Source organism: Bradyrhizobium sp. HKCCYLRH1034 (assembly GCF_051168375.1).
GTDB lineage: Bacteria > Pseudomonadota > Alphaproteobacteria > Rhizobiales > Xanthobacteraceae > Bradyrhizobium.
The window spans coordinates 151863-170816 of sequence record NZ_JBNPUW010000003.1 but is presented as its reverse complement, the minus strand read 5'-3'; the positions used below and the strand labels follow the sequence as shown (position 1 = coordinate 170816).

17 protein-coding genes are annotated in these 18954 nt (G+C 67.2%); 6 read left to right on the top strand and 11 right to left on the bottom strand.

Annotated elements, in window-relative coordinates; translation table 11 throughout:
* Positions 1 to 254: 254 nt before the first annotated feature.
* The gene (locus ACQR0W_RS07880; protein ID WP_315715212.1) at positions 255 to 698 is read right to left on the bottom strand and encodes a MarR family winged helix-turn-helix transcriptional regulator; all 444 of its coding nucleotides are present in this window, start codon (positions 696 to 698) and stop codon (positions 255 to 257) included.
* 185 nt (positions 699 to 883) lie between these two features.
* On the opposite strand from ACQR0W_RS07880, the gene ACQR0W_RS07875 reads away from it, so the two are divergent.
* The gene (locus ACQR0W_RS07875) at positions 884 to 2065 is read left to right on the top strand and encodes a substrate-binding domain-containing protein (protein ID WP_316170988.1); all 1182 of its coding nucleotides are present in this window, start codon (positions 884 to 886) and stop codon (positions 2063 to 2065) included.
* A gap of 131 nt (positions 2066 to 2196) precedes the next feature.
* Here the strand turns inward: ACQR0W_RS07875 and ACQR0W_RS07870 are convergent, their stop codons facing one another.
* Positions 2197 to 4269, bottom strand: coding sequence for a putative bifunctional diguanylate cyclase/phosphodiesterase (locus ACQR0W_RS07870; protein WP_316170987.1), 2073 nt, complete (start codon positions 4267 to 4269; stop codon positions 2197 to 2199).
* A gap of 321 nt (positions 4270 to 4590) precedes the next feature.
* Here ACQR0W_RS07870 and ACQR0W_RS07865 point away from each other — a divergent pair, with 321 nt between their 5' ends.
* A complete protein-coding gene (locus tag ACQR0W_RS07865) occupies positions 4591 to 5484 on the top strand; it encodes a hypothetical protein (RefSeq protein ID WP_315715215.1) in 894 nt (297 codons plus the stop codon).
* A 57-nt stretch (positions 5485 to 5541) separates the two neighbouring features.
* Here ACQR0W_RS07865 and ACQR0W_RS07860 read toward each other — a convergent pair whose 3' ends face one another.
* From ACQR0W_RS07860 to ACQR0W_RS07830, 7 genes are all read right to left on the bottom strand, one after another.
* Positions 5542 to 6855, bottom strand: a complete 1314-nt coding sequence (locus ACQR0W_RS07860; protein ID WP_316170986.1) for a hypothetical protein — start codon at positions 6853 to 6855, stop codon at positions 5542 to 5544.
* Between the two features lie 260 nt (positions 6856 to 7115).
* Positions 7116 to 7823, bottom strand: a complete 708-nt coding sequence (locus tag ACQR0W_RS07855; RefSeq protein ID WP_434840662.1) for a class I SAM-dependent methyltransferase — start codon at positions 7821 to 7823, stop codon at positions 7116 to 7118.
* The gene (locus ACQR0W_RS07850; protein WP_315735202.1) at positions 7813 to 8277 is read right to left on the bottom strand and encodes an Rrf2 family transcriptional regulator; all 465 of its coding nucleotides are present in this window, start codon (positions 8275 to 8277) and stop codon (positions 7813 to 7815) included. Before ACQR0W_RS07850 ends, ACQR0W_RS07855 begins: the two co-directional genes overlap by 11 nt.
* 846 nt (positions 8278 to 9123) lie before the next feature.
* Positions 9124 to 10611, bottom strand: coding sequence for a L,D-transpeptidase family protein (locus tag ACQR0W_RS07845; RefSeq protein WP_316170984.1), 1488 nt, complete (start codon positions 10609 to 10611; stop codon positions 9124 to 9126).
* A 294-nt stretch (positions 10612 to 10905) separates the two neighbouring features.
* Positions 10906 to 11868, bottom strand: coding sequence for an acetyl-CoA carboxylase carboxyltransferase subunit alpha (locus ACQR0W_RS07840; protein WP_316170983.1), 963 nt, complete (start codon positions 11866 to 11868; stop codon positions 10906 to 10908).
* A gap of 219 nt (positions 11869 to 12087) precedes the next feature.
* Positions 12088 to 13044 carry a site-specific tyrosine recombinase XerD gene (xerD, locus tag ACQR0W_RS07835; RefSeq protein WP_316166245.1) on the bottom strand — a complete coding sequence of 319 codons (957 nt, stop codon included), beginning with the start codon at positions 13042 to 13044 and terminating at the stop codon, positions 12088 to 12090.
* A gap of 171 nt (positions 13045 to 13215) precedes the next feature.
* Complete coding sequence (locus ACQR0W_RS07830) at positions 13216 to 13362, bottom strand: histidine kinase (protein WP_315715424.1); 147 nt, start codon at positions 13360 to 13362, stop codon at positions 13216 to 13218.
* A gap of 156 nt (positions 13363 to 13518) precedes the next feature.
* On the opposite strand from ACQR0W_RS07830, the gene ACQR0W_RS07825 reads away from it, so the two are divergent.
* From ACQR0W_RS07825 to ACQR0W_RS07815, 3 genes are all read left to right on the top strand, one after another.
* Complete coding sequence (locus ACQR0W_RS07825; RefSeq protein ID WP_315715223.1) at positions 13519 to 14184, top strand: shikimate kinase; 666 nt, start codon at positions 13519 to 13521, stop codon at positions 14182 to 14184.
* Complete coding sequence (aroB, locus tag ACQR0W_RS07820; protein WP_315715224.1) at positions 14181 to 15329, top strand: 3-dehydroquinate synthase; 1149 nt, start codon at positions 14181 to 14183, stop codon at positions 15327 to 15329. Before ACQR0W_RS07825 ends, aroB begins: the two co-directional genes overlap by 4 nt.
* Before the next feature lie 73 nt (positions 15330 to 15402).
* Positions 15403 to 16707 carry an HlyC/CorC family transporter gene (locus tag ACQR0W_RS07815; RefSeq protein ID WP_315715225.1) on the top strand — a complete coding sequence of 435 codons (1305 nt, stop codon included), beginning with the start codon at positions 15403 to 15405 and terminating at the stop codon, positions 16705 to 16707.
* A 7-nt stretch (positions 16708 to 16714) separates the two neighbouring features.
* Here ACQR0W_RS07815 and ACQR0W_RS07810 read toward each other — a convergent pair whose 3' ends face one another.
* On the bottom strand, positions 16715 to 16984 hold the full coding sequence (locus ACQR0W_RS07810; protein WP_316166243.1) for a BolA family protein: 270 nt from the start codon (positions 16982 to 16984) through the stop codon (positions 16715 to 16717).
* Positions 16985 to 17094: 110 nt separating this feature from the next.
* Between ACQR0W_RS07810 and ACQR0W_RS07805 the strand changes: the two genes are divergently transcribed.
* A complete protein-coding gene (locus ACQR0W_RS07805) occupies positions 17095 to 17739 on the top strand; it encodes a J domain-containing protein (RefSeq protein ID WP_315715227.1) in 645 nt (214 codons plus the stop codon).
* Between the two features lie 43 nt (positions 17740 to 17782).
* Here the strand turns inward: ACQR0W_RS07805 and ACQR0W_RS07800 are convergent, their stop codons facing one another.
* On the bottom strand, positions 17783 to 18871 hold the full coding sequence (locus tag ACQR0W_RS07800) for a citrate synthase/methylcitrate synthase (RefSeq protein WP_316166241.1): 1089 nt from the start codon (positions 18869 to 18871) through the stop codon (positions 17783 to 17785).
* Between the last annotated feature and the right edge of the window lie 83 nt (positions 18872 to 18954).

Sequence of the window (18954 nt, the reverse complement as noted above, 5' to 3'; positions counted from 1 at the left end):
CACAGGACAGGATGAGGGAGGATTCGTCTTGCGTCTATCCCGGCGTTGCCGGGCGGACCGCCCGATTTGCCGCAGGCGAGGAGACGAGGCGTGGTCAAGTCGTCTTGATGCGACGCGAAGACCGCTCCGATTTCCGCGTCATTGCGAGCGCAGCGAAGCAATCCAGGGTGGTGGGCGGGGCTCTGGATTGCTTCGCTGCGCTCGCAATGACGGGAGGATAGAGCTTAGCCCTGATGTCGGCCGCGCAGCGTGCCTCAGCTCGCCGCGTCGATCAGATTTTCCAAGAGCCGCTTCAGCTCGCCGGTGGCCTTGTCGCCGTAGTTCTCCAGGATGTGCGCCTCCTGGCTGGCGGCCAGCGAGTTCAGCCGCTTGCATAGCGCCTTGCCATGATCGCTGATGAACATCAGCACCTTGCGCCGGTCGTGGGCGTCCTGGCGGCGGTAGACCAGCGAGTCGGAGACCATGCGGTCGATCATCTTGGTCAGGGTCGGGTGGTTCAGCAGGACCGCGTCGGCGAGATCGCCCATCGAGTGCCCCTCGCCGTCGGAGAGCACCTTGAGGATGCGCCACTGCTCGACGGGCACGCCCTCGGTGCTCAGGCGTGACTCCAGCTGCCGGTTGATCTCCCGGTTGGCCTGCGCGAGCAGGTAGGCGAGATGTTCGGTGAGGGGGCTGTTGGGATGGGGCGGTTTGGCCACGGTGAACTTCGCTTGCGGTCCCGACTTGAATGAATGTCCGGCAGTAGCTGCCCGATCTATATGCATCCCAATTCTTGAACATTCAACATTTTCGAATAGGATATTTGCCGAACGCGTGCTGATTTTGACGGCGTATGACCGCCGGCCCACAATGGGCCAGGCACGGTTGCGGCCAAGGAGTGGGTGTGCTCTCGACAGGATCTGTCACGGCCGGGCGTCTCCGTCTGCCGCCATCCCTGCTGTTCAGGAGCCCGCCCCGGCGGGCCGGCCTTCCTGCACTCGCCCCCTTCGATCCTGACCGTATCCAGCGGCGCGGCTCCCAGAACAGGCTGCGCATCGGCAACTTCCTCACCTTCTCCGGGTCACCCGGCATCTGGGGCCCGGCCGCGACCAATAGCGCGTTGCTCGCGGTGTCCGACATCAACCGCCACGGTGGCATTCTCGGGCGCGAGATCGAGTTGTCGTTCTACGATTCCGGCGGGCCGGCGGACGAGGTGGCCGAGCGCGCCAGGGACGCGCTCGAATTCGACGACATCGACGTGGTCATGGGCTCGCATATCAGCGCGGTGAGGCTGGCGCTGCGCCGGCTCACCCGCGGACGCATCCCCTATGTGTATACGCCGGTCTATGAAGGCGGCGAGCGCACGCCCGGCGTGATGGCGATCGGCGAGACGCCGCACAGCCAGACGCGCCCCGCCATCCACTGGCTGGCGGAGAACAAGCGCGCCCGGCGCTGGTATCTGATCGGCAGCGACTATGTCTGGCCGTGGCAGTCGCACCTCCAGACCAAGACCTTCATCACCGAGGCCGGCGGCCAGGTGGTCGGCGAGGAGTTCGTGCCGGTGGGCGAGGATGATCACGAGGCGCATCTGGCGCGGATCCGCGCCGCCAGGCCCGACGTCGTGCTGATCTCGCTGATCGGCACCGACAGCATTACCTTCAATCGCGCCTTCGGCGAGTCGGGCCTCGCCGCGACCACCCTGCGTCTCGCCGGCGCGGTGGACGAAACGGTGCTGCTCGGCATCGGCGCCGACAACACCGAGAACCTGTATTCGGCCTCCGGCTATTTCTGTTGCATCGGCTCCAAGGCCAATGACGCGTTCATGAGCCGCTACACCGCGATGTTCGGCGCCGATGCGCCGCCGGTCGGATCGGTCGGCCAGTCGAACTACGAGGGCCTGCGCTTTCTCAAGGCGGCGGCCGAGCGCGCCGGCTCGCTGTCCCTGCGACCGCTCGCTGCCGCCGGCCGCAACATCGTCTATTCCGGCGCGCGCGGCGAGGTGACGATCCGGCAGGGCCGCGCCGACATGGCGATGCATCTCGCCGCGGCCGACGGGCTGGACTTCAAGATCATCCGCACGTTCTGAGTAACGCTGCGCCGAGCTCGGCCGGGCTGCGTGCCGCGGTCACCCTCCCCCTCCAGGGGAGGGTGAGCCATCACATTCGCGGCCGCCTGTTCAGTTCAGCCGCAAGGCAATCACGATGACAAGATCTGCCCTCACGCGGCCGCAGCCTTCTTGGCCTGTACGTCGACGGCAGCCGCCGGCGTACCTCCGACCTCACGAATCATCCGGCTGATCGCCTCCTGCGGCATCGGCTTGCCGAACAGGAAGCCCTGTACGCTGCTGCAGCCTTCCTCGCGCAGGAAGGCGAGATGCTGTTCGGTCTCGACGCCTTCGGCGAGCACCGGGATGTTGAGGCTGCGCCCGAGCAGCAGGGTCGCCTTGACGATCGCCGCGGCGTGCACGCTGGTCTCGACCGACTGGATGAAGCTCTTGTCGACCTTGATCTTGTCGAATGGAAACACCTGCAGGGTCGACAGCGACGAATAGCCGGTGCCGAAATCGTCCATCGCCACGGTGACGCCGATCGCCTTCAAGGCCTGCATCACCTGCAGCGCATGCTGGCGGTCGGCGATGATACCGGTCTCGGTCAGCTCGATCTCCAGCCGCTCCGGCGCCAATCCAGTCTCGCGCAGCACCTCGGCGACGCGCTTCGGCAGGTCGTGGTTGAGCTGCATCGGCGCGACGTTGACGGCGACCTTGAACGGCCGGCTCCAGGTCGCGGCGGTGGCGCAGGCGGTGCGCAGCACCCAGTCGCCGATGTCGACGATCAGCCCCGTTTGTTCGGCCATCGGAATGAAATCGTTCGGCGGCACGCGGCCCTTCACCGGATGGTTCCACCGCAGCAGCGCCTCGAAGCCGACGATGCCGCCGCTCTGCGTGTCGTTCTGAACTTGGTAGTGCAGCTCGAACTCGTTGCGCACCAGCGCGCGCTTGAGGTCGATCGCGAGCTCGGCGCGGCGCCGGCTGGCCTCGTCCATCGACGGCTCATAGGTGCAGATCTTGCCCTGGCCGAGACTCTTGGCGCGGTACATCGCGAGATCGGCGCGGGTGAGAAGCTCGTCCGAGGTCAGGCCGTGGTCGGGATGCAGCGCGATGCCGATACTGCAGCCGACCGAGAGGCTGCGCTCCTCCCACTCGACGGGCGCCAGTACCAGCGCGCGCATCCGCTCGGCGAACTTCGCCGCCTCGGTGCACGCGAAGATCTCGCTCTTGACGGCGACGAACTCGTCGCCGCCGATTCGCGCCAGGAACTCGCCCGGCTGCAGCGTCGATGCAATACGCTGTGCGATCACCGTCAGCACCGCATCGCCCGCGGCATGGCCGTGCGCGTCGTTGACGTCCTTGAAGCGATCGAGGTCGATCGCGAGCACCGCCAGATGCGCGGTCTCGTCGCCCTCGGTGAGCAGCGGCGCGAGCCGCTGGCCGAGGCCGCTGCGGTTCGGCAGGCCGGTCAGCGGGTCCTGCAGCGCCAATTGCCGATAGCCTTCGACCGCTTCCTGCGTCGCCTGCATGTCGATCATGTAGGCCGAGGCGGCCATCGCCATGATCAGGCCGATGCCGGTGACGACCGTGACCAGCATCAGGCTGTCCGACAGCGACTGCACCGGCGCGCTGCTGGCCGCCATGGGTGCCAGGGTCAACGCGAGCATGCCGGTGAAGTGCAGGCTCAGGATCGCAAGCACCATCGCGAGCGAGCTGCCATATTTGCAGAAGCGGGTGACCGGCCGCGCGATGCGGTTGGCGGCAACGGCACCGAACACCGTTGCAAGCGCGATCGAGAGCCACACCATCGGCACGTTCCAGGTCAGCACGCCGTCGAGCTTGAGCGCGCTCATGCCGCTGTAATGCATGGCGGCGATGCCGAAGCCGAACACCGCGCCGCCGGCCTCGATCAGCGGGCCGCGCTGGGTGCGTGTCGTGATGAAGAAGCCGAGCCACGCAAAGGCCACCGCCAGTCCGAGCGAGGCGAAGGTCATCGCCGGCTCGAACGAGCGGTATCCTGGCGTGTCGTAGCCGAGGACCGCGGCGAAGTGCGTGGTCCAGACCGTGCCACCGGCCACGAGTCCGGCCAGAAACAGCAGATGGAAGCGGCGGAGGCCGGCGTTGCGACGGACCCGCGCGAGCAGCCGCATGGACAGAATCGAGCCGAGCACGCAGACGAGCAGTGCGGCGGCGACGTAGCGCAGATCATGATCGGCGGGCAGGCAGGACAGGATCGTCAACATCGGCAATGTACCCTCGCTCAGCCGAGCTACGGTCCGCGGCGGGACCGGTTTTGGCACGCGCGATTCGCGGTTAGCGAAGCGTCAACGCGGGCAGCACCTCCGCCCGTGCCGATCCATGCAAGGGGTTTGGAATCCGACCATCGAGGCGCAAGGGCCGCCGCGCTGCAGGGAACTCGGGACATCGTGACGAAACTCCCAGTGCAGGCCGCAGGGCTCGCCGGCACACGGCCTTTTGCGATCCTCCGTGGCCGGAATGGGTTGCCGCTGCATGACGGAATTAATACGATCCGATGTCGTTCACATGAAATTTGGAGTGCCCGGATGCGTGCGCAGTCGCGAGCCCTGTCGAACCCGGTCGCCCTGTGGTGGGCGATGCTGACGCTCGTCAGCCTCGCCAACATCGTGTTCTGGTTCATCCTGTACCGGCAGCTCAACGGCGGCAGCAGTTCGTCGGGTCAGGCGTCCCAGACCAGTTCGATGCTGGCGCTGTCGGCGGCCTATGTGTTCGGCTGCGCCTTCCGCTCGGTGCTGCCGCGCGCCGACGTGCAGCGCATCTGCCTGGTCGACAGCTGGCTGTCGAGCGTGTTCATCGGCCGCACCGTCGCGACCATCGCCGAGATCGCCTTCGCGGCGCAGTGGGCCATCATCCTCGCGCAGCTCGGCGCGATCGCCGATGCCGAGACCGCGGTTAACATGGCCCGCATCATCGTGCCGCTGATCGTCGTCGCGGAGATCTGTTCCTGGTACGCCGTCGTCACCCGGAATTTCCTCTACAACGCGATCGAGAACTCGCTGTGGGCGGTGGCCTTCCTGTTCGTCGGCATCGGCCTCGGCCGGCTGCTGCCGGAGTTCGACGGCCTGGTGCGCGGCCTTCTGATCGCGGGCCTCGTCGGCATCGCCTGCTATCTCGCCTTCCTGGTCGTGATCGACGTCCCGATGTATGTGAAGCGCTGGCGCATCGAGCGCGCCGCCGGCACGCCACTCCTGCATCCGCTCGCCGGTCTGCGCGACTCCGCCACGCGTTGGACCGTCACCCACGAGTTCGAGCACTGGAAGGAAGAGATCGCCTGGATGTCGCTGTATTTCAGCGCCGCCGTCTGGGGCTCGCTGGCGCTATGCGCGCTCTCGGCGATGAACGATCCCCTGCCGCGAGATCGCGCGCAGGCCACCGGTGCACCGCCGGCCATCGTCCAGCACGACGCCGATCGATCCTGACGCGACATCCCGCCGTGACGATCACGGCGGGATGCCTGCCGGCCGAGCGGCGTTGCCTCAGCCATGCATCGCGAAGTGATGCGCGTCGTCCATCTGGACGATGTGGCTGTAGTCGGCGTGCGGCGCGTCGTGCACGGCCACCGGCGCGTGGTCGAAATTCGGCGGTACGATGCCGGTGTTGCCCGCATGGCCATGGTCGCCGAAATTGTCGACGATGATCGGGTTGTGCGACGAGCCCTCGCCGTGCAACGGGCCGGGGAAGCCGGGGCCCTGACTGCCCTGGACGTTGTCGGCGGACTGATGGATCGCCTGCGCGATCGAGTCCCAGAACCCGCCATGGCTGCCGCCGTCCTGTCCCGCATGAGCGATCTGGATGCTGCCGTCGCTGCGCAGGCCGTCCTGGGCCAGCTTGAAGACGTCGCCGATCGCCGCGCCGAGATCGCCATGGCTGAGGTCGTTGACCAGCGAGCCCAGGTCGTGGCCGATCGCGTCGAGCTGCTGCCCCAGAGAGTGGCTCAACTCGCCGGCGGTCTGTGCCAGCCCGTTGAGACCCTCGCCGACGAAATGGCCGACGCCATCGACGATGCCGGTGCCGACCGCATCGGCGCCGTGGGCGATGCCGGAGATCGCCTCGCCGATCGGTCCGCCGATCAGGTGGCCCGCCGCCGACGCCGTGTCGGTGACCACGCCGATGGCGCCGTCGGCCACCGCTACGCCGGCGTCGAAGCCGCCCTTCACCACGGCGCCTGCAGCGTCGAGCGCGTCCATGCCGACCTCGCCGGCCGTTCCGACGATGGTGCCGGCCATGCCGAGCGCGCCGTGGCCGACTGCGCCGGCCGCCTCCAGCCCGGCCTCGCCGAGGCCGACCGCGGTGTGTGCGAGGTCGCCGGCGACGTCGAGGGCGCCATGCGCCACGTCGCCACCGACCTTGAGCCCGCCGTCGACGATGTCGCCGCCGATATGCTTGACGTCGTTGATGACGCCGTCGATGTCGCCATGTACCAGGTGGCCGACCCCGGACGCCACGTCGCCGGCGACGTTGATCCCGGTATGGAGGACGTCGCCGCCGACATGGACCACGGTCGACGCGACGTCGCCTACGGTGTGAAGCAGGCCGCCGCCGATAGCCTCGGCACCGTGCCCGATCGCGCCGAGTACGCCGCCCACGGTATGGATGGCCTCGCCGCCGAGCGCGCCGATGCCATGCACCACGCTGCCCACGGCATGGGCCGCATCGCCGGCGACGTGCTCGACCGTATCGACCACGGCGCCCGCCGCACCGCCGACCGCACCCGCCACATCCTTCGCGACGTCCTTCACGTCGTCCACGGCGGAACTGACGGCATCTCCGATATCATCCCAAAAGCTCATGACCTGCTCCTCTCGGTTGCGTCACCTCGCCTCGGGTGACGCGCCGTTTGTCGCAGATCGCGTCCCGGCGCTCCGTGCGCGACATCACGCAGGCTGAGACGTGGCACGGCTCCGGCGCGAAGCCTGTCCGCAAGCCGCGTCATCCACCTCTTCGGGGGCCGCGGGGAGGGACATGCGTGGATGCCGGCGCAGGCCGGGCAACTAATTAGCAGGCCCTGATCGCGTTCGTTCAGGGGGCATCGGTGATGCTCAGCGGCGGTTCAGGCGTGGCCGATCCAGCCATGCCAGGTCAGCGCTGTGAAGAATGGACGGGCATCGCGAAAGCCGCCGTCACGCAGGATGGCTTCATCCTCCGCTGGGCTCAGCATGTTGACGCTGGCATCGACGGTCGCGTGCATCGTCCTGGCCTGCTCGGGGTCTGTGCCGGACGCAACGGCATAGGCCGCGTACCGATTCAGCCACAGCGACCTCTCGACGGGCTCGTTGGGCAGGCAGCTATGGGCCACCACGAAAGGCGCTCCAGGGTGGAGCCGGTCGTGCACGGCGCGGACTGTCCGCAACCGTTCCGGTGCTGGCAGAAAATGCAGCGTCAGCAGGCATGTCGCCGCGTCGAACGGGCCGGCCGGCGCATCGTCGATGGTGCCCTCGATCAGTTCGACCCGGCTCGTCCGCGCGCCGAGCGTGCGTTCGGCGAGTCGCAGCATCTGCGGCGCCGGATCGACGCCGACGAAGGTCCACGATGGTTGCGCTTCCGCCAACGCGGTGAGCTCGAGCCCGCCGCCCGCGCCCAGCACGAGCACCCTCGCATGTTCGGGCGCCCGCTCGGCCAGCAGGACCGCCGTCATCCGGTGCAGCCCGTCGAGACCGGGCACGAAGCGCCGTGGACCATCCGTGTAGCGCGCGACGAATTCGGGATCGGAAAACGCGCGGATGAACTGCTGAGCGCCGTCGGCAATGTCAGCCGGCATGACAAATGTCTCCTTTGCGAGGTCGCTTGCGTCGTTCGAGGCGGTCGTGGAAATCAGCGCTCAGCGCCGCCAGCGTGATGGCGCCGAGACGGGACAGCAGCAAGGTCTCGGCGGCCCGGATGGAGGTGTCGAGCGCCGCATTGACCGCCTGCTCGACGAGGCAGTCGGGAGTCTCGCTCCGATGGCCGATGGCGAACAGCGATGGACGCCCGAGTGAATCGTAGACGTCGCGCAGGGTGACGGTCGCCAGATCGCAGGCGAGCGTCCAGCCGCCGCCATGGCCTTTCTCGGAGCGCACATAGCCGCTGTCCCGGAGGCCCGCCATGATTCTGCGGATCACGACCGGATTGGTCTGCATCATCGCTGCGAGGGCCTCGGACGTGACCGGACCGTCGTGCTCCGCCATGTGGAGCAGGACGTGCAGGATGCCGGACAACTGGCTGTTGGGTCTCATGTAACTTTTAATATGACATGATATTCCAGCCGTCAACCGGCCGGCCCGGCCATGAAGGCTTGGGCGCCGACGCTGGCGCCTCTGCCCGTCGGGCGATTCGGTCCTGCATCCCGCGTGCGGCGGGCGGGTCCATGCCTCGCAGCGATGAGAAACGCGCTGCGCGGAAAAACTGAATTTGCCCGCGCGTTCAAGCTGATTTGGGCTGTCCAGTCCCATCAGCAAAAATATGCCGCTTCCAAATTTCGGAATTTCGTGATCTATTCCGTCCGTCCCGCCTCATCGACGAGGGGCGCTGCGCGGTCGTCACGAAGCGTGGAGTGCGGGACGTGATGGGCGGGCCGGTTTGCAGCGTGATCATTCGCGCGGACGAACAACATCGGCTCGCACGGTCAAGTCGCGTGGTCCTGACCTCCCGATGCTGAGGTCAAGCCGGCTGATGATGCCCCGCGCATCTCGCCGGTGATGGGGGCAAGACAGCCCGGTCCCCAGGGAGATCGCGAAGCAGCCGTTAAAACTATCGCGCAGGGAGGGCCGGATCGTCCGGCTGGACCTGTGGTACCTGCCGCCTGCATTTTTTCGCAGGCGGGCCACGGGCCTCAGTCGAGGTCCGGCCTTCCCTGCACCCTCGCTTCGGAAGAGGGTGAGATCAATGCATCACTCGGACGCGAAGAGCGTCGCGAGGACAATGACGCGCGTCCCCAAATGCAGTTTGAGATTGCTGACCACGACGGCACCACAAACGCGGTGCCACCCTCCCCCTCCAGGGGAGGGTGGCACCCGAGCGCGCGGCTAGCGTCCGGCGGACTCGGTGTCTCGCAAAAAAAGCGGCGCTCGATGGACGGCTTACTATTTGAATCCTGCGAACCGGCTGTCGAACGAGTTCGACTGCAGCACTGGCACGGCGCCGGAGACCAGCGCGGTCTGGGTCTGCGCGGGGGCCGAGGCCGTGGTGGCGGGCGCGTCGCCGGCGGCGGGCTTGAACGGCGGCCGCGCGGCGGCCTGCCGGGTCTCGGCGGGCTTCGCCGCGACCGGCTTGGGCGCAGGCTTGATCTCGGCGGGCTTGATCTCCGAGGGCCTGGCCTCCGCGGTCTTGCTCTCGGGCTTCGCGGTCGCAGCCTTGGTGTCGGCCGCGGCATTGCCGCCGATCCCGACCTTGCGGGCGAGGCTCGACATGAAGCTCGGCTTCTCCGGCGCACTGACGGCCGCCACCCGGGTGGAGGGCGCCACTGCGGGAGCCGGAGCCGCACCGGCCGGCATCGCGGCGACCTCGTCGGCGCCGGGCGCGCGCGGCGGGTTGACATGACCGGGGATCGTGCCTGGCGCCGGCGTGAAATTGGCGAGCGACAGGCCCGGCGCTTCGCCGGCATCGGACAGGCCGGTGGAGGCCCCTGGCACGCGGCTGGCGAAGATGGGGTTCATGCCGCCATCGATGCCGGTGTTGAGCTTGGCGACCGGCGTGCCCTTGGCGACGAGCTTGGCATATTCCGCCTCGTCCGCCTGCTGCTTGTCGCGCACGGCGGCGGTGATCTCGTCGGGCACGACGTAGGCCGGGCACTTGGCGGAGGCGTCGAACACCGGATCATGCGTCGCGCCCGGCGGCTTCTGGGCGTCGAAGACGTATTTCTTCTCACAGAAGTCGACCTTCGGCTCCTGCCGGGTGACCTCGAAATGGTCGTAGCCTTCCTTGATCATGCGCCAGAACGGCATGTTCGGATTGTTGCGGTGCCTGGCCATGTTCACCGGCGTCATCCGGAACGGATAGGCCTGGAACTGGAAGGCGCGCTGGCCGCCGAAGAAGGACTCGCGCCCGAGCGCATAGATCTCGGCGATCTGCTCGTCGGTCATCGCGAAGCAGCCGCGCGAGGAGCAGTCGCCATGCACCATCAGCTGCGAGCCGGTGCGGCCGAGCGCCTTGTCGAACGCGTTCGGATAGCCGGTGTTGAAGGACAGATAGTAGGCCGATTGCGGGTTCATCTGACTCGGATTGATCGAGTAGAAGCCCTCCGGCGCCTGGCGGTCGCCCTCGCGCACCTTCGGTCCGAGATCGCCGGACCAGCGGCAGATCGGATAGGTCTTGAGCAGCGCGAACTTGCCCGAGCGGTCCTGCTTCCAGACCTCGAGCTCGGCTTCCTGCTTGAACACGCGGACCAGGATCGGCGACTGCAGATCCATGTCCTTCTCGCCCATCGTCGCGACGAGCTTCGGCGGCACCGGCTGGTTGGCCTTGGCGTTGGTGGCGAGCGCGACCTGATCGCTGTTGCAACCCGTCAGCAGCGCGCCGGCGGCCAACACCGCCGAGGTCATCAGAACCCGGACGAAAGCGCGGTTGATCAAAGCAAAGCTCCCCGCAAACCCGGCATGCCGCAACACCCCAGTCTCATCTCACGCGATCGGCCCGAAAGCTGGATAAATCACGGGTCGACCCTGCGTCATGCCGTCAAACCATTGATTAAAATTGTAGCCTTTGACCCCAAGCCTCGCAACCCGCGCCCCGGCGATGCCGAAAGGCCCCGGCCGCTTTGGTCAACAACTCCTAAACAGCAGACCCCGCCGGCGGGGCCGAAATGCGGCCAAACGGCTGGAAAGACTCACAAAACCGCGAGCGCCGGGAGCTCGGCTCCGGCCCGGTCAGCCGAGCTTGCGGCCGATGTCCATAAACTTCTGCCGGCGCTGCTTGCGGATCGCGTCGGCGTCGAGGCCCTTCAGCTCGTCGAACGCCAAGGCGATGGCCTCGCCGGTCGCCGCGATCATGGCCGCCGGGTCGCGGTGGGCGCCGCCGACCGGCTCCTTGATGACGGTGTCGACCACGTGGAAGCGGAGCATGTCCTGGGCGGTAATCTTCATGTTGTTGGCGGCTTCCTGCGCCTTGGTGCCGTCGCGCCACAGGATCGAAGAGGCGGCTTCCGGCGAGATCACGCTGTAGATCGCGTGCTCCAGCATCAGCACCCGGTTGGCGGTGGTCAGGGCGATGGCGCCGCCCGACCCGCCCTCGCCGGTGATGATCGCGACATTCGGCACGCCGAGCGACAGGCAGGCGTCGGTGGAGCGGGCGATGGCCTCGGCCTGGCCGCGCTCCTCGGCGCCGAGGCCGGGATAGGCGCCGGCGGAATCGACCAGCGACAGCACCGGGATGCCGAACCGCTCGGCCATCTCCATCAGCCGGACCGCCTTGCGGTAGCCCTCGGGGCGGGCCATGCCGAAATTGTGCTTCAGTCGGGATTCGGTGGTGGCGCCCTTTTCCTGGCCCATCACGCAGATCGGCTCGCCGCGGAAGCGGCCGAAGCCGCCGAGCAAGGCGGCGTCCTCGCCGAACTTGCGGTCACCGGCCAGCGGCGTGAACTCGGTGATCAGCCCGCTGACGAAATCGGTGAAATGCGGCCGCTGCGGGTGGCGCGCGACCATCGTCTTCTGCCAGGGCGTCAGATTGGCGTAGAGCTCGGCCAGCGCCTGGCCGGCCTTCTCCTCGATCCGGCTGACCTCCTCGCCGATGTCGGTGCCGGAGGCGGCCATCGCCCGGAGTTCATCGACCTTGGAATCGAGCTCGGCAACGGGCTTTTCGAAATCGAGGTAGCTGCGCATGGGATCCGGCATGGAAGAGCTGAAGGAAGAGCGCTGGGAGACGAAATCGGTTCGACCTTCGGACCTGAAGCCGAAGGACTTCAGGAGCTTAGGGTACGATCGGTGCCCAGCCTCCAGGCATCGCGCCGGGATCGCGGGCAGGATGGCGCTCTTTCGGGGCAGACGGGCGCGAAGTCAAGCCGGCCGGGCGTCACGCCGGCGGATTTGGTTTCGGGAAGGTGTGAAGCGAGGTCAGGTCTCGGCCAGCGGGTGCAGGTCCCGCACCAGGCTCTTGAGCCGCTCCTCGACCACGTGGGTGTAGATCTGGGTGGTCGAGATGTCGGTGTGGCCGAGCAGGGTCTGGACGATGCGCAGGTCGGCGCCGTTGTGCAGCAGATGGCTGGCGAAGGCGTGGCGCAGCACGTGCGGCGACACCAGCCGGGCCGGCAGGCCGCTCGCCACCGCGAGCTCCTTGAGGTCGCGGGCGAAGTGCTGGCGGGTGAGGTGGCCGCTCTCGCCGAACGAGGGAAACAGCCATTTGCCGAAGGTGGCGCTGGCCTTCTTCTCGGGCTTCAGCGCATCCAGGGCGGCGAGATAGTCGGCCATCGCCTGGCGCGAGGCCTGGTTCAGCGGCACCAGCCGCTCCTTGTTGCCCTTGCCGCGCACCACGATCATGCGGGCGTCGTTGCGCGCCGCGGTGCGCGGCAGCGCCACCAGCTCGGAGACGCGCAGGCCGGTGGCGTAGAGCACCTCGAGCAGGCAATACAGTCGCAGCGCCCGCAGCCGCTGCGACGGCGAGGCGTCGGCGACCTCGGAGAGCTCCTTGGCGCGGGTCAGCATGCGGTCGACATCGCCGATCGACAGCACCTTGGGCAGCGGCCGGCCGCGTTTCGGGCCCGACAGGATGGCGGCGGGATCGTCGCTGCGGATGCGCTCGCTCAGCAGGAAGCGAAACAGGTGCCGCATCGCCGACAGCCGCCGCGCCACGCTGGAGGATTTGAAACCCCTGGTGTCGAGATCGGCGAGATAGTCGCGCAAGGCCTGGGTGTCGGCCGTGGCGAAGCCGTTGGCCTTGCCGCCGAGAAATTCGGAGAGATCGGTGAGGTCGCGGCGATAGGCGTCCAGCGTGTTCTGACCGGCGCCCTGCTCGGCGGCCATCATGTCGAGGAACAGGCTCATCAGCCCGGCGTCGGAGGCCTTGACCTTCATGTCGTGAAATCCGCTGCGTCCGAGGCGATCGAATCACTACGAGGTATTCGTGCCGGCACGGCGAGCGGTGACTGCAAATCTGGCCGATATCGCGGCGCCCGGCCGCCTCAGACAACCGCAAAATTCTTAATCAATGCCCTGTGGCTTTTCGGTTCGTCGCCGCGGCGCCGTTCATCTCTTCTGGAACCTGTCGGGCGGGATCGTCACCGTCATCTCGCGCGGCTTCGGATTGACGAAATTCGCCAGCGCGTAGATCGCGCCATAGACCACGCCGACGATGACGGCGATGACGGTCAGGAAGCGGAACAGGCTGGGCATGTCGGTCGCGCAGGCCACCAGAAAGGGAACGGTTTCATCCAACATGTTCGCATCGGCCTTGCAAGCCCGTCGGGCAGACCGGGCAGCTCGCCTTGGCTCGGGGGGACGGAACAGGATGCCTTTGAAAGCAGCAGGGGCTGGGTTAGAAGCCTGGAGATGACCGACACGACGCAACCCGCACCCAGCCCAGCCGCTCCGGAGGCCGCGATTCTCGCAGGCCTCGGCAAGCGACTGATCGTGCTGGTCGGCATGATGGGTGTCGGCAAGTCGACCGTGGGCCGGCGGCTCGCGGCGCGGTTGCGGCTGCCCTTCGTCGATGCGGACACCGAGATCGAGACCGCGGCCGGCATGACCATACCGGAAATCTTCGAGTCGCGCGGCGAGGACTATTTCCGCAACGGCGAGGCCAGGGTGATCGCCCGTCTGCTCGAAAATGGTCCGGCGGTGCTGGCAACCGGTGGCGGCGCCTTCATGCGCGAGGAGACGCGGCGGCGCATCCAGGAGAAGGCGGTCTCGGTGTGGCTCAAGGCCGATGCCGACGTGATCATGCGCCGCGTCCGGCGGCGGGCCGACCGGCCGCTGCTGCAGACCGCCGATCCGGAAGGCACGGTCGCTCGCCTGCTCGTCGAGCGCGAGCCGGTCTACCAGCTTGCCGATCTCACGATCTGCTCGCGCGATGTGCCGCATGATCGCGTTGTCGAGGACTGCATGGAGGCGCTGCAGGCGTTCTTCTCGCCACCGGAGACCGAGGCGGGGCCGGCCGGACCACAACCCGATCCAGTTCAACCCGATCCTCCGCAGGCGATGGGCGCGCTCCGATGACAGCACCACTGAAGCATTCCGATCCGATCATCGTCGACGTCGCGCTCGGCGAGCGCGCCTATGACATCGTCATCGGCCGCGGCGTGGTGGCTTCACTCGGCCAGCGGATCGCGGCACTGCGGCCCGGCGTGCGCACCGCCATCGTCACCGACCGTACCGTGGCCGCGCATTGGCTGAAGCCGGCCGAGGCGATCCTGGCGGAGGCGGGCATCCCGGCGTCCACGATCGTGGTCGATGAGGGCGAGGGCTCCAAGACCTATGCCGGCCTGGAGAAGGTCAGCGAGGCGCTGATCGCTGCCAGGATCGAGCGCAACGATCTCGTCATCGCGCTCGGCGGCGGGGTGGTCGGGGATCTCGCCGGCTTCGCGGCCGCCATCCTGCGCCGCGGCGTCGATTTCGTGCAGGTGCCGACCTCGCTGCTGGCGCAGGTCGATTCCTCCGTCGGCGGCAAGACCGGCATCAATTCGCCCCAGGGCAAGAACCTGCTCGGCGCCTTCCACCAACCGGTGCTGGTGATCGCCGACACGGCCGTGCTCGACACCCTGTCGCCGCGCCAGTTCCGCGCCGGCTATGCCGAGGTCGCCAAATACGGCCTGCTCGGCGATGCCAGCTTCTTCGCCTGGCTCGAGGCCAACCATGCCGACATCGTCAAGGGCGGTGCGGCGCGTGAGCACGCGGTCGCGACCTCCTGTCGCGCCAAGGCGGCGATCGTCGCCCGCGACGAGCGCGAGACCGGCGACCGGGCGCTGCTCAATCTCGGCCACACCTTCGGCCATGCGCTGGAGGCCGTGACCGGCTTCTCCGACCGGCTGTTCCATGGCGAGGGCGTCGCGGTCGGCATGGTGCTGGCGGCGCAGTTCTCGGCCGAGCTCGGCATGCTGCCGCCCGACGACGTCGTCAGGATCGAGCGTCACCTTGCCGCGGTCGGTCTGCCGACCCATCTGCAGGACATCGCCGGCTTCGCCCAGGAGGGGATCGGCGACGCCGATCGGCTCTTGGCCTTGATGGCGCAGGACAAGAAGGTCAAGCGCGGCAAGCTCACCTTCATCCTGATGGAAGCCATCGGCCGCGCCGTCATCGCGAAGGACGTCGATCCGGCGCGCGTCCGCGACTTTCTCCAGGCCAAATTGCGCAGCAGAAGCTGATCCCGGGCTTTACGCCGTATTGAGCAGTGCCAACGGATCATCGGCGGCCTCCCTACAGAGCGACATCGGCGTCATGGACTGGTTCACACTCTCCGTCGTCATCCTCCTCCTCGCCGCCTCGGCCTTCTTTGCGCTGAGCGAGACCGCGCTGACCGGTGCCTCCCGCGCCTCGATGCTGCGGCTGTCGAAGCAGGGCAATCGCGATGCCGATGTGGTGTCGAGCCTGTTCGACATGCGCGAACGGCTGATCGGCGCCCTGCTGCTCGGCAACAACATCGCCAATATCGGCGCCTCCGCGCTGGCGACCGGTATTTTTACCGCCTGGTTCGGTGAGGTCGGCGTGCTCTACGCGACCGGCGTGATGACCGCGCTGGTCGTGATCTTTGCCGAGGTGCTGCCGAAGACGATCGCGATCAATGCGCCGGATCGCGTCTCGCTCGCGGTCGCCAGGCCGATGCGCGCGACTGTGTTCGTGCTCGGTCCGGTGCTTGCCGTGATCGAGGCGATCGTGCGCGGGCTGATGCGGCTGATCGGCTTCAAGGTCGGGGCCAATCAGCCGATCCTGTCGCCGACCGAACGCCTGCGCGGTGCCGTTGATCTGTTGCATCATGAAGGCAAGGTCGAGAAGCAGGACCGCGACATGCTCGGCGGCCTGCTCGATCTGCGCGAATTGCAGGTGTCCGACGTGATGGTCCACCGCACCGAAATGGTGATGGTGAATGCGGACCTGCCGCAGGAGGAACTGGTGCGCGAGGTGCTCGCCACCGAGTACACACGCATCCCGCTGTGGCGCGGCACGCCGGAGAACATCATCGGCGTGCTGCATGCGAAGGACCTGCTGCGTGCGATCCGCGCCGCCGAGGGCGATGTGTCGCACATCGACGTTGCTTCACTGGCGCTGCCGCCGTGGTTCGTACCGGAGATGCGCTCCGTGTCGGAACAGCTGAAGGCGTTCCGCCGGCGCAAGACGCATTTCGCGCTCGTGGTCGACGAGTATGGCGAGGTCGAAGGCATCGTCACGCTGGAGGATATTCTGGAGGAGATCGTCGGCGACATCTCCGACGAGCAAGATGTGCAGGTCGCGGGTGTGCGCCTGCAGCCGGACGGGTCCGTCGTCGTCGATGGCTCAGTGCCGATCCGCGATCTCAATCGCGCGATGGACTGGACGCTGCCCGATGAGGAAGCAACGACAGTTGCCGGTCTCGTCATTCACGAGGCGCGTTCGATCCCCGAGCGCGGCCAGAGCTTCACGTTCCACGGCTTCCGCTTTCGCGTGCTGCGCCGGGAGCGCAATCGCATCACCGCGCTGCGTATCGTACCGGTGCCGCGCGGCGAAACCGAGGAGGCGCGGCCGCGCCGTGCGGGCACGGCGTTCTAATTGGGGATCAAGCCTCGCCCGGCGCCTTCGCATGCAGCGCGAGCGCGTGCACCGAGCCGGCAAGTTCCGCTGCCAATGCGGCGTTGATCAGGCGGTGGCGATCGACACGGCTCTTGCCGGCGAAGGCCTGCGACACAATATACACGCGGAAATGGGTCTCACCGCTCGGCTGATGGCCCACATGGCCTTCATGCAGATGTGATTCGTCTTGAACATCGAGGCTTTCGGGCGAGAAAGCTTCGCGCAACTTATCGATGATAGCATCTCGGGTCCGCATGGTCTCTGGAAATACGCATCAAATTATTTTTCGTCAATCGGCGGTCCCCGCCTGAGGTATTCGCAATGTCAAGACTTGAAGCTTTTCGCGTTGCGTAGTCAAAGTCGGCCATGCCGATCGATTCAAACAAATTCTTCGACTCCATCCGCATCAAGCCCAAGAAACAGGCTGCGCGGCAGCCGGTGGTGCGCGAGGAGGCCCAGCCCTGTCAGTGGCCGGACTGCAAGAACAAGGGCTCGCATCGCGCGCCCAAGGGACGCGAGAACGCGCGCGAGTATTGGCACTTCTGTCTCGATCACGTGCGCGAGTACAACCAGTCCTACAATTTCTTCTCGGGGATGAACGCCGAAGCGGTCGCGCGCTATCAGAAGGATGCGCTGACCGGACACCGCCCGACCTGGAAGATGGGTGCCAACACGTCGGCCAAGCGCGGCACCGGCAGCGCCGAGGGCGATCTCGGCGATGCCGCCGATCCGTTCAGCGTATTCGCCGAGATCAACGGCCGCGGCAGTTGGCGTCCGGATCCCCGCTCGGCTCCCAAGGCCGAGACGCGCAAGGTCTTCAACGCCGAGCGCAAGGCGCTGCAGGTGATGGGCCTCGGTCCCGACGCGACGCTCGAGGATGTCAAGGTCAAGTACAAGGCGCTGGTGAAGCAGCACCATCCCGATGCCAATGGCGGCGACCGTTCCACCGAGGATCGCCTGATCGAGATCATCAAGGCCTACAACTACCTGAAGACGGTGGTGAAGGGCTGACGCGCGGCAGCGCGCGAGGCTGCCGCACGTCGCGTTGAAGGTATCAGGGCTTCGGCCCGATATAGGCCGAGCTCGGCCGGATCAACCGCCCGGTGCGCTGTTGCTCGCGGGCATGCGCCGTCCAGCCGGCGGCACGCGCCACCGCGAAGATCGGCGTGAACGCCTGGCGCGGAATCTTCAGCGCATCGAGCAGGATGGCGGTGAAGAACTCGACATTGGTGTCGAGCACGCGCTCCGGATTCTTCCGCCGCAGCGCTTGGCGAATGTAAGCCTCTACCTCGCTCGCAAAAGGCAGATCAGCCCCGCTGCCCGCCAGCCGCTCGATCGCGCCCTTGAGCACGTCGGCCCGCGGATCGCGCACGCGATAGATCCGATGCCCGAACCCCATCAGCCGCTCGCCACGGCCGAGCGCCGCGTCGACCCACGGCCTGATGTTGTCGCGCGTGCCGATCGCGTTGAGCATTTCCAGCACCGGCTCCGGCGCGCCGCCATGCAGCGGGCCGGTGAGCGCGCAATAGCCGGCGGTGACTGACGCGAACAGGTCGGCCTGGGTCGAGGCGACGACGCGCGCGGCGAAGGTCGAGGCGTTCATGCCGTGATCGCTGACGGTGACGAGATACGTGTCCAGCGCCGCCACCTCGCCGCTCTCGGGCGTGTCGCCGCGGACCATCCGCAACGTGTCTGCGGCGTGACCGGCGTCAGGGTCGGGCGCGATCGGCTGTGTTCCCTGGGCGCGCTGGACCAGGGCGCCGGCGATCACCGGGCAGGCGCCGACGATCGTGGCTTCGTCGTCGAGCCCGGGTTCGGACCGCAGCGCCGCGACGGCGGCGCGGAAGCCGTCGATGATCGACAGGCCGGAGGTCGCGGCGAGCAGCTCGGGCAGCCGGGCAAAGGCACGCTCGCGGGCACGGCCAAGGCCGGCGCGGACCTCGGCCTCGCCGACGGTGCGCTTCGTCGCCGCGCTCCATAGCCGGGCGGTCACGCCCTCGAAGCCGCTGGCGGCGGCGAGATCGGCCACACGCGCTCCGGCGATGATGAGCTCCCCCCGCTGGCCGTCGACGTGGCTGAGCACGGTCTCGGCGGCGGCGATGCCGTCGAGGCCGATCGGGGTCTTGCCGAGCTGGATGGTCATGGCGAGGGTCTCCTTCGAGAATGATCACGCTGACAAGATCCGCCCAGTCGACAACTTGATCAATCTTGATTAAGCTGATCAAT